This window comes from Filifactor sp., from assembly GCF_057248345.1.
The window spans coordinates 1-11,180 of sequence record NZ_DBHIIC010000045.1 but is presented as its reverse complement, the minus strand read 5'-3'; the positions used below and the strand labels follow the sequence as shown (position 1 = coordinate 11,180).

General features: G+C 33.8%; 9 protein-coding genes. 3 read left to right on the top strand and 6 right to left on the bottom strand.

Annotation, left to right across the window (positions count from 1 at the left end; translation table 11 throughout):
* Positions 1–189: 189 nt before the first annotated feature.
* Complete coding sequence (locus tag ACO5GE_RS06965; protein ID WP_484830199.1) at positions 190–1,116, bottom strand: NAD-dependent epimerase/dehydratase family protein; 927 nt, start codon at positions 1,114–1,116, stop codon at positions 190–192.
* A gap of 416 nt (positions 1,117–1,532) precedes the next feature.
* Here ACO5GE_RS06965 and ACO5GE_RS06960 point away from each other — a divergent pair, with 416 nt between their 5' ends.
* Positions 1,533–1,733 (top strand): cold-shock protein, encoded by a 201-nt coding sequence (locus ACO5GE_RS06960; protein ID WP_484830198.1) that lies wholly within the window; start codon positions 1,533–1,535, stop codon positions 1,731–1,733.
* 283 nt (positions 1,734–2,016) lie between these two features.
* Here the strand turns inward: ACO5GE_RS06960 and ACO5GE_RS06955 are convergent, their stop codons facing one another.
* Genes ACO5GE_RS06955 through polA form a run of 4 tightly spaced genes read right to left on the bottom strand, consistent with a single transcriptional unit; the run spans position 2,017 to position 7,402 of the window.
* Complete coding sequence (locus tag ACO5GE_RS06955; RefSeq protein WP_484830197.1) at positions 2,017–3,606, bottom strand: ABC transporter substrate-binding protein; 1,590 nt, start codon at positions 3,604–3,606, stop codon at positions 2,017–2,019.
* 5 nt (positions 3,607–3,611) lie between these two features.
* Positions 3,612–4,154: a lytic transglycosylase domain-containing protein gene (locus ACO5GE_RS06950; RefSeq protein WP_484830196.1), complete on the bottom strand. Its 543-nt coding sequence runs from the start codon at positions 4,152–4,154 to the stop codon at positions 3,612–3,614.
* Positions 4,138–4,773, bottom strand: a complete 636-nt coding sequence (coaE, locus tag ACO5GE_RS06945) for a dephospho-CoA kinase (protein ID WP_484830195.1) — start codon at positions 4,771–4,773, stop codon at positions 4,138–4,140. Before coaE ends, ACO5GE_RS06950 begins: the two co-directional genes overlap by 17 nt.
* A gap of 13 nt (positions 4,774–4,786) precedes the next feature.
* A complete protein-coding gene (gene polA / locus ACO5GE_RS06940) occupies positions 4,787–7,402 on the bottom strand; it encodes a DNA polymerase I (RefSeq protein WP_484830194.1) in 2,616 nt (871 codons plus the stop codon).
* Between the two features lie 453 nt (positions 7,403–7,855).
* Here polA and ACO5GE_RS06935 point away from each other — a divergent pair, with 453 nt between their 5' ends.
* Positions 7,856–8,131 carry a hypothetical protein gene (locus ACO5GE_RS06935; protein ID WP_484830193.1) on the top strand — a complete coding sequence of 92 codons (276 nt, stop codon included), beginning with the start codon at positions 7,856–7,858 and terminating at the stop codon, positions 8,129–8,131.
* A gap of 191 nt (positions 8,132–8,322) precedes the next feature.
* Here ACO5GE_RS06935 and trxB read toward each other — a convergent pair whose 3' ends face one another.
* Complete coding sequence (trxB, locus tag ACO5GE_RS06930) at positions 8,323–9,267, bottom strand: thioredoxin-disulfide reductase (protein WP_484830192.1); 945 nt, start codon at positions 9,265–9,267, stop codon at positions 8,323–8,325.
* Between the two features lie 510 nt (positions 9,268–9,777).
* Here trxB and rlmD point away from each other — a divergent pair.
* Positions 9,778–11,148, top strand: coding sequence for a 23S rRNA (uracil(1939)-C(5))-methyltransferase RlmD (rlmD, locus tag ACO5GE_RS06925; RefSeq protein WP_484830191.1), 1,371 nt, complete (start codon positions 9,778–9,780; stop codon positions 11,146–11,148).
* Positions 11,149–11,180: the final 32 nt, after the last annotated feature.

Genomic DNA, 11,180 nt, shown 5'->3' with positions numbered 1-11,180 from the left:
TGGAATGATATTTTTATAAGCATACTTCCAGCTTCGCTCATATATTTCACTAACTCTAAGTTTATCATCTAGTTCATTAATATATCTAATTTCCAATTCAAATCCCTACATTCTAATTAACTTTTATCATTATAAGCATAGTTATTCACAAAAAAACTGCAAGCATTATACATTTAGTAATATATTATTCTAACAATCTGTATCATCGTATCTATTTCTCACCAAGTATTTATCTATATAATCTACAAAAGGTTTCCTATTAACTTTTTCTGTATTACTTTTGTACCATTCATAAGATTCTTTCAACCCTTCTTTCACATCCTTGCATTCTAACATCAAATCATTTTGTTTATCAACACAAAGACGATATTCATAATCATAGAAACTAAAATAATTTCTTTGTTCCACTTCCTGATTTACATAAACAAATTCCAATTTTTCCCCAACTATTTCATAGCACATAGAAACCCAATCTTTAGTGCTAATTAACTTACTGTTTCCTACATTAAAAATATGATTAGACGGTTTCTTCTGTAATAAAATATCAAAAAACTTACACATGTCCTCTACAAATAAAAACTGTAATTTCATACTTCCATTATTAGGTAAATAAAATTTTCTACCAGACACCGCACAATCAAAAACAAAGGACTCTCTATATACATTATTCATCGGTCCATAGAGATAGGGTGGTCTAACTATGTACGCAGACGGATTTCTATTTAATAATAATTTCTCCGCTTCTATTTTGTTAATTCCATATTGACCCCAAAATTTATTTTCACCTACCTTACATTCTTCTGTAAAAGGTTGAATTCCATCTTCCGGGTACACCGCACTTGAACTAATTAAAATATACTCTTTATGTTGCCCCAATGCATCCAATAATAAATCTACTTCTTCCGCTGTATAGGCATGGTCAATTACCACATCAAATGAATATGGTCTTAATTTTCTACCAATATGATGACGATCCGCTTGAATTAGTATTACTCCTTTAGGTTGTTCTTTAGTATTCCGATTCATTACATAGACTTCATATCCTTTTTTTACATAATATTCTGCAATCGTTCTTGTCACAAATACAGTCCCGCCGGTAACTAATATTTTTTTCATATCAAATATCCTTCTAAACTATTTTAAATCGAAATAAGAATAAATCATATTCTTGTTATCACTATGCCACCATTACTTTCCTTCCTATATTTTAATATACTTGTATGTAACTTGTAAAGTGATAAACCTTTTCATTTCTTAGTTTATTGTTTATTTTTCTATTCGTCTACTATTTATTGAATTTTTTGAAATTTAGACACCCTTCGTGCCTTTAAAGTGTTTGAAAAATCAAATAAATATAAGAAGTATATCCTATTTAATATTGACATTTAACAAATATAATGCTATAGTGTAATAGTAATATACCTTATTACGAAATAAGGATGATTCTTATCGTACATATTTGGATTTTTTGAAATTCTTCTGTGAGCTATAGGGATTGACAAATGTAATTTTTATTTATTGGAGGATGTAACATGAAACAAGGAAAAGTAAAATGGTTTAACGCAGAAAAAGGATTTGGATTTATTTCAGTAGAAGGCGAAAATGATGTTTTCGTTCATTTTTCTGCTATCCAAACAGAAGGATTCAAAACTCTTGAAGAAGGACAAGATGTTGAGTTTGAAATCGTTGATGGAGCTAGAGGACCTCAAGCTGCTAATGTAACAAAACTATAATATCAAAAAGTAAATACGGAATTTTCCGTACTATATAATTTTGAACTTTCTAAATGGAATGTATTTTGTTTATTTAACAAGATACATTCTTTTTTTGTCCAATCCCCTTTTACACTAATCACTGATGAATAGTTATCATAAAAATCTGTTTTTTAACACTATGGTTTGCGATACTTTTTTCATCATACTATTTTAAAATATTGTTCCCTATGAAAAACAGAGCATTGATGACACATCATCTCTATGCTCTGTTACCAAATGTCTATTTATAACTCACTCTCTACTAATTGGAATCTCCATCCATTGTTTCATCAGAAGATATTTCATCTGGATCATCTTTCATTTTTTTCTCTTTTTTTTCATAAACTGTTTCTACAATCTTCAAATCTTCAATTCCATAATAGATATCAAACTTATTCGGTCTTAACGTTCCCTGTAATCTACGATTTACAGCAACGCAAGTATCTAAATGACCAAATCCGGCATAAAAGGCCTGTTGAATAAATTTTTGTTGAAATTTATGATAGTCTTGTAAAAATAATGTCTTGGTCTGTTGAGTCTGCAGCACATTCATTGACTGTTGTAATGCACTTGTATCATAGAATGAAAGATTTTTTGTACTCGCAAATTTCATAACATCCGGATAAAATCCTGTCCAGTATCCAATCAATGCCATATCATAATTTCCGGAATGAAGTCTTTGTTTTAAGTCAGCAGATGATAGTCCGACTATTTTGATATCGATTCCCATTTTTTTCCATTCCTGTTTTATGAGGTTTGCAGCAGCATAACGAAGAGGACGATGAAAATCTACCAATAACTCGTACTCACGTTTTCCGGTAGATGTAAAGTCCTGTTTTGCTTTTTTGGCATCATAAGGAATCTGAATTCCTTCTAAATGGCACAAAGAATTTTGAGGAATAAGTATCTCATTGTATTTGTTATTTATCCGATACCCTTTTTTTAAAATCATATCTCGATCTAATCCCGAAATGAGAGCTTGTCTATTTTTGATACTATTAAACGGTTCTTTTTTTGTATTGAACAAAAGCATTTCATATTGCAAACTTGGAAATTCTATAACTTCAAAAAGGTCATAGTCATACTTACCGATATCATCTCTACCGAAATTCATGATATCAGCATCTGTTGACAAAAATAAATTGCTCCTAATTTCTTCTGTATCTACTTCTTCAAATTTAATTTTTTTAATATTTCCTAATTTTCCATAGTAATTGGAAAACTCCTTAAACCTTAGTGATCTGACATCCTCGGATTGATCAAACTGATAACGTCCTGTTCCGTTCCAAACAAAAGGAGTCTTGGAACCCGAGCCATATTTGATGATGGGAAATAACAAGGTGTACTCTTGAAGAATATTGCTCTGTTTTAAATGTAACACGACAGTCTTATTGTTCAAAACAGACACACTTGCAATATTACCTATCATTGGATAATACGCACTCTCCGGATGAGATTTCAAAAAATCTATCGTATATTTGATATCACTTGCTTTAACTTGAGAACCATCATGCCATTTCGCATCTGAACGTATGTTAATGGTCATATCCTTGTTCGCATTTTGATAAGAAAAGTTTTCTGCCAATCTGTTTACCACATCATACTGTTCATTCAAAGTAAACAATCCGTCATACACCAGTTTTAGTGCATAGTCTACCGATTCTTCAGTTACCAGTAATGGATTCCAATTTTTGCTATCCACCACGGTAAGATGTAAAGTATCATCTTTTTTCTCAAACAATATTTTGTTAGAAACTTCCACTTTCTCCTCCAGCGGTTGTGAAGTACATCCGGTAAAAGAAATCAAACACACTCCTAACAAAATACATCTCTTTTTCCACTTCTTTATCATAGTTATCACCTATAATACTTATTGTATTGTGTATAATATCTTTTCACTTTTTCTATATATTGCTGTGTCTCTTTATACGGCAAGTTACCGGAATCGGTCTGACCGGGAACCAAAATTCCTTCTTCCATCCATTCTTTCGTCTTTCCGGGACCTGCATTATAAGCAATAATAATTAAATCAATATCATCAAAAGTCTTTTGGAGGGTAGATAGATACCATGTTCCCGCTTGAATATTTTTTTCAATATCATAAGGATCATGAATTCTTAAATCGATTTTTTCAGAAATCCACTCCAACGTTCCTTCGGTTACTTGCATCAATCCCATTGCGCCTTTTGAAGATTTTGCATACGGATAAAATCTGCTCTCCGCTTTCATAACAGCATAAATTAAATTTTCTTCCACTCCGTATGCCTCTGCATATTTTGATACATACTCGTGGTACCGTTTTGGATATAGGACATATTTTTGTGGAGAATAAAGTACGGTAACAATTCCCAATATTCCTATACATATCATCACAATTAGAAACTTAATTAATTTTTCCAAAATTTCCCTCTCTATCCGAACATTTTTCATAATGACCCAGTATGTCTAAAATCATATCATCAATCTGTCGGTATAATGCTTCTTTTGTGCCATTATTGTCCAAAATATAATCTGCTCTTTCTCTCTTCTCCTCTTGTGGCATTTGATATCCTATAATTTGTTCAATTTGTTCCACAGAACGATTATCTCTTTCTCTAATTCTTTGCACCTGTTTGTGTTTATCCAAATAAACCATTGCTACAACATCTACCAAATCTTCCATCTTTGCCTCATATAACAATGGTATATCATAAACAACAATAGGTTGACGATTTGATAAAAGAACTTTTCTCTTTTCAAACTCCGATTTAATACGTGGATGAATCATTCGGTTCAATTGTTGTAACCATTCCTTATTTTCAAAAACCAGTCGTCCAAAGAGAACAATATCGATGTATCCCTGTTCATTCAAAATATTTTCCCCAAAATAAACAGATACCTCTTTGCAAAAATCTTTATCTTCATAAAAGTCTTTTACCATCTGATCCGCATCTAAAACAGGAAATCCTTTTTCTTGTAAATAGCGAGATACCGTAGATTTTCCTGTTCCGATGGAACCTGTAAGTCCTAAAACAATCATGTTACTCTCCTAATTATTTTGTTTCAAACCACGAATCTCCAATCGTCGCATCTACCTTTAAAGGTACATCCATATCCCAGGCACCTTCCATAAGTTCTATGACTTTGTCACGAACACGCTCCGCATCTTCTTTTCTAACTTCCAACAACAATTCATCATGTACTTGTAACACTAATGCAGCATCTACTTTTTCAGTGTTAAGCCACTCAAATACTCGATTCATCGCTATTTTGATAATATCGGCTGCCGTCCCTTGAATAGGAGTATTCATTGCCAATCGTTTGCCCATATTTTTCACAATAAAATTACTTGATTTCATTTCCGGAATATAGCGTCTTCTTCCACAAAGTGTCGTACTGTACCCCAACTCCTCTACTTCTTTAACCACTGTATCCATATAAGTTTTGATTCCGGGATATCTGGCAAAATATAGGTCAATATATTCCTGTGCTTGTTTTTTTGTAATGTTCAAATTGTTAGACAAACCAAAATCACTGATTCCATAGACAATTCCGAAGTTAACTGCTTTAGCTGCACTTCTCAACTCTTTGGTTACTTCTTCCACCGGAACAGAAAAGACTTCTGATGCCGTCTTGGTATGAATGTCCATACTCCCATGGAATCCTTCTATCATCTTCTTTTCTTGTGCAATATGCGCCAGTACCCTCAACTCGATTTGAGAGTAATCGGCATCAACCAACACATATCCCTCTTTTGCAACAAATACTTTTCTAAGCTCCCTACCCATTTCTGTACGAACAGGAATATTCTGTAAATTAGGTTCTAAAGAAGAAATTCTTCCTGTTGTTGTCAAAGTTTGATTGAAAGTAGAGTGAACCCTTTTAGAAGTAGGATTAATCAACGATAACAATCCTACCACATAAGTAGATTGTAACTTACTCACTTGTCGATAGGACAGAATTTTGGAGATAATAGGATGTTTATCATAGAGTTTTTCCAAAATCTCCGCACCTGTGGAATATCCTGTCTTCGTCTTTTTGAGAACAGGAAGTTGTAGTTTTTCAAATAAAACAATTCCTAACTGCTTTGGAGAATTGATATTGAATTCTTCCCCTGCCAAATCATAAATTTCGCGTTCATACTGAACAATTAACTTTGCAAATTCTTGTTCCAATTCACAAAGCACCTCTTCATTGACTGCAATTCCAAGATACTCCATCTCACCTAATACTTTCATTAAAGGCAGTTCTATTTTTTCAAATAAAAACTTGGTATCTTCTTCCTGAATCATGTCTTGCATTTTATTTTTACAATGAGAAATCATCATCAATACTTTTGCAAAATACTCGTCCACATTACCACGATCCACCATCGAAAAAGACATCTTCTTCTTCCCTTTTCCAAGCAAATCTTCCAAAGTCGGACTGACAGTCGCCATACCGTACTTCACACCAATCTTTTCAGGTTCCTGCTCTACTTCTGCAGGATTAAGAATATACTGTGCCAATTGGCTGTCAAAAGAGATTTTCGGCAATGTGATTCCATAAGGTTTCAAGGCAGTATACTCTCTCTTCAGATTATTTCCATAGATAAAAATACCATCTCTTTCCAACAGTTCTTTCAGTTGTGGTATATTTTCTTCCTCTACTGCATAAGCAGTGGACTCTACCAAAAGATAAAGACGCGAAATTCGTTTTGTTAAAATATTTCCATCTTCTATCGCAGCAATCAATCCAATCTCCGTTGGATTTCGTTTCATCAGTTCTTCCCTATCATAACTTATGGTAATATCGGTAGCAAGCGTTTCGTCTTTGTATTCCAATTTAGACATCAAAGACGTGAACCCATACTCCATAAATAAATTTCTTAAGTCCTCTCCGGATTTATTTTCATAAAGCAATTCATCTAATGAAAATTCGACCGGTATTGATCTAACTATTGTCGCCAACCTCTTGCTCATAACAGCCGATTCGTATCCGGCTTCCATTTTTGTTTTGACAGCACCTTTCAGTTCATCAATATGCAGTATCAGATTTTCAACCGAATCATATTCTTTCAAAAGCTTGATTCCTGTCTTTTCGCCAATTCCAGCAACACCCGGAATATTATCAGAACTGTCTCCCATCAATCCTTTCAAATCAATAAATTGTTTTGGTGTCAATTCATATCGTTCTATTACCTTATCTTCATCATAAACTTCCAAGTCACTGATTCCTTTTTTCGTGAAAAGAATCTTTGTTGTCTTCGATGCTAATTGCAATGCATCTCTATCGCCTGTCAAAATAAAAACTTCTAAACCTTCCTCTTCTCCGATTTTAGATAGAGTACCGATGATATCATCCGCTTCAAATCCTTCGATTTCTGCCCTATGAACCCCCATAGTATCAAGCAACCCTTTCAAAGGTTGAATCTGCATGGCAAGCTCAGATGGCATTCCTTTTCTTGTTCCTTTATAATCTTTGTACTCCTTATGACGAAAAGTCGGTGCTTTCAAATCAAAAGCAACACTCACATAATCCGGAGCATATTCTTCCATCGCTTTGTAAAACATCATCAAAAAACCATAGATCGCATTGGTATACAATCCATCCTTTGTTGTAAGTGGAGGCAATGCATAGTATGCACGATTAACCAGCGAATTTCCATCAATTAGAAATAGTCTTTTCATAACAACTCCAATCTATCCCCTATTAAGATATAAAATAGGTGTCTCATATCAATGTTGTACTCCACAACATAAAAATCTTTCTTTACTCATGATACAATCCTTACTCATTCTAATAATTTCAGATTGTATTCATCATAACATTATAACCTAAACCACTGTTTTTTTGTACTGATTTACCCAAATTCCCATAGAAATATAAAAATATTATATTTTTATTATCGTGAATTTAAATTTTGTATGAAAAACGTCTTATACTAATTTACACTATTTCTACAAAATATAACTTAAAATGCTATAAAATAGAACTATAATATATTTATCAAAAAAAAGAACTTTTCATTAAATCTAACAGAATGAAGTCTAAAACAAATGGAACCTTGAAATAATATTTTTGGTCTTTCACAAAGAGTTCACTCATATATGAATGAACCAACATCAAAGGAGGTTGATACCATGGAGAAAATATTGGGTATTTTCTTTATTCTTTTGGGAATACTGGGCATGATATTTCCCGTTTTGCCCGGATTTATATTCCTTTTCATCGGAATCTCTTTAATTTCGCCAACTCTTGCAGTTAAAATTAAAAATTTGAAACGACGATACCGATGTCATCGCAATCCCAAAAAATTATGTTCAGAGTCTTGGAGTCTTACAAAACAAACGATGTACCGCCTAAAATCAAATTTAAAAAATAAAGTTCGATTCCGTGTAAAAACTTATGAAAAATAAATCGGTTTCCATTTGATTCCCTATAACGAGTAATTACTTTTCAAAAAATTCTCATCAAAAAAGAAGGATGTATTTTCAAGAAAGCTACCTATGATTGGGTTATCATTTCTTTCTCATCCTTCTTTTTGTATGTTTTTTTACATATTCAAATACAACAAGTCACACAACACAATCCCAATGTATAAAATATATTATTGATGAGATTCTTCAATATATTTTTCTGCTGATACCGTTGCTATTGCACCGTCTGAAACAGCAGTTACTACTTGTCTCAGTAATTTTTGTCGACAGTCTCCTGCAACAAACACTCCCTCAACAGAAGTTTGCATCTTATCATCAGAGATAATATATCCTTGCTCATCCATCTCCAACAAACCTTTGAACAATTCTGTTTGTGGCACCAAACCGATGAATGCAAAGATTCCAAAAGTTCCATCCTCTTGACTTGCATGTATCTCTTCCCTAGAACCATCGCGAACATCTTCTAAAACAATAGATTCTACTAATCCGTCTCCTTTGATCTCCACTACTTTACGATTTAATAACCATTTGATATTAGGATTTTGTCTTGCTTTGTCCAAAGATGCCTTATTCGCACGAAAACCTTCTCTTCTGTGAATTACAGTAACTTCTCTTGCGAACTTTGTCAGATAGATTGCCTCTTCAATCGCACTGTCTCCACCACCGATTACATAGACAGGAAGTCCGGAGAAAAATGCCGCATCACAAGTCGCACAATAAGAAATTCCTCTTCCGACAAACTCCTCTTCTCCGATACAACCGATATTTTTGGTATTCGTTCCTGTAGCAATAATAATCGTTTTGGTTTCATACGTTTCATTTTCACATTCCACCGTTTTTATTACACCGTCCAATTGCACTTTCAACACCGTATCTTGAACAATCTCCAATCCAAACGTCTTACACTGTTCTACCATGCGAGCTGTCAAAGATTCTCCACTCTCCTCTGCAAGTGAGCCCGGGTAGTTCTCAATACTGTTTGTAGACATAATCTGTCCACCATGTTGTCCTTTTTCAATCATCAGCGCCTTCATTTTTGCACGTCCTGCATACAGTCCTGCTGATAATCCGGCAGGTCCGGAACCGATAATAATAACATCATATATTTGTTTCATAAAATCTCCCTCTTTCATCAGATATTATTCCATATCAATCTAAAAAATTGATAATAACTTTCACATATTCAAATGATTCCCATTTTTTTTACTTTATAATCAAGTCAAATGAAATTTTGTAGTTAAACAGTTACATTTCTTTATCTTAAGAAATTCAATTCTTGCAAAAAAACTGTTTTCCATAAAATAGCTTCAATAATCATATCTGAAAAATCTTATCTAACACCGAATATAATCATTATTTCAAAATAGCACTATCCTAAACCTTACAATAACCCCCTCAACTCCCATACTTGTTTCCTATTTTTCTTTTCAAAAAATTTAGTTCTGAATCAACCATATCTTATTCTCAAACATATCCCTCAACAAAATTTGCATTGTAACAAAAAATTGATGATGTTTACCATTTATGATACAATCAAACACAAGAATTGACATTTATTTTATGAAAATTGTTCTAAAAAATATAAACTTTTGTGGAACAACAGAATGATGTAGGAAGGAATTTGTATGGAACAAGAGACAATATTAGGGAACTGTTACGAAATTGAAATTATTGATATGGGACACAAAGGAGAAGCGATTGGAAAAATCGGTTCTCTTACTGTATTTGTAGAAGGTGCGCTAAAGGGAGATATCGTTCTTGCAAAAATCATCCAGCGAAAAAAAAACTATGCTGTTGCAATTACTGAAAAAATACTAATTCCAAGCCATAATCGAATTTCCTCTCCTTGCAAAGTATCTCATCTTTGTGGAGGATGTCAAATCATGGAGATGAACTATCAAGATCAGTTGCTTATGAAACAACGTATTGTGCAAGAGAATATCAAGCGAATCGGAGGATTGGACTGCATCCATGTGCTACCGGTAATAGGTATGAAGCACCCTTACCACTACAGAAATAAAGGTCAATACCCTGTCGCAATCCAAAACAATACCGTTGTCAGCGGTTTTTATAAAGTGAGAAGTCATGATATTGTTCCTGTTAATGACTGTATCCTGCAACAAGAAATCAGCAATACAGCTGTAACAATCATCCGAAATTTTGCACAAAAAAAAGGAATTCCCATCTACAATGAAACAACTCATCAAGGAAACTTGAGAAGAGTTGTTGTGAAAGTCGGATTTGAAACAAACCAGATCATGATTGTACTTGTAACCAAAGAGCGGAGATTTCCTCACAGAAAAGAATTGCTCACTGAACTGCAACAACAAATTTCAAACCTTACAACCGTCGTTCAAAATATACAACCAAAACCTTCCAACACCGTTATGGGAAAAGAAAATATCGTGTGGTTTGGTGAAGGTACCATCTATGACACCTTAAACGGATTAACTTTTGAAATCTCTCCGCTTTCCTTCTATCAGGTAAACCCCATTCAAACCGAAGTACTCTACAATACCGCGTTGAAACTTGCAAACCTGACCGGAAAAGAAACTGTGATTGACCTCTATTGTGGAATCGGTACCATATCCCTATTTCTATCAAGAAATGCCAAAAAAGTTTATGGTGTAGAAATTGTCGAAGATGCTATTTTAGATGCGAGAAAAAATGCATCTCACAACCAAATTTACAATGTCGAATTTATCTGTGGAAAGTCAGAGGATGTGTTGCCTCAGCTTTACAAGAGGGGAATTCGCGCAGATATTGTTATGCTTGATCCACCAAGAAAAGGTTGTGACGAAACACTGCTTCATGTTATCAGCGAAATGAATGTTCCAAGAATTGTCTACATTTCATGCAACAGTGCAACCCTTGCACGGGATATGAAACTCTTGCACGAAGTAGGTTATACTGCCGATACCGTTCAACCTGTAGATATGTTCTGTCACACAATGCATGTTGAGAGTGTAGCATTGATGTCAAAAGTACAGAAGTGAAAGGTTAGAAAAAAGCTTAAAATCAAAGAAAT

Coding starts and splice junctions, on each gene's coding strand:
- rlmD (WP_484830191.1), top strand. CDS start 9,778: ATGGAACAAGAGACAATATTAGGGAACTGTTACGAAATTGAAATTATT.
- ACO5GE_RS06955 (WP_484830197.1), bottom strand. CDS start 3,606: ATGATAAAGAAGTGGAAAAAGAGATGTATTTTGTTAGGAGTGTGTTTG.
- ACO5GE_RS06935 (WP_484830193.1), top strand. CDS start 7,856: ATGGAGAAAATATTGGGTATTTTCTTTATTCTTTTGGGAATACTGGGC.
- coaE (WP_484830195.1), bottom strand. CDS start 4,773: ATGATTGTTTTAGGACTTACAGGTTCCATCGGAACAGGAAAATCTACG.
- trxB (WP_484830192.1), bottom strand. CDS start 9,267: ATGAAACAAATATATGATGTTATTATTATCGGTTCCGGACCTGCCGGA.
- ACO5GE_RS06965 (WP_484830199.1), bottom strand. CDS start 1,116: ATGAAAAAAATATTAGTTACCGGCGGGACTGTATTTGTGACAAGAACG.
- ACO5GE_RS06960 (WP_484830198.1), top strand. CDS start 1,533: ATGAAACAAGGAAAAGTAAAATGGTTTAACGCAGAAAAAGGATTTGGA.
- polA (WP_484830194.1), bottom strand. CDS start 7,402: ATGAAAAGACTATTTCTAATTGATGGAAATTCGCTGGTTAATCGTGCA.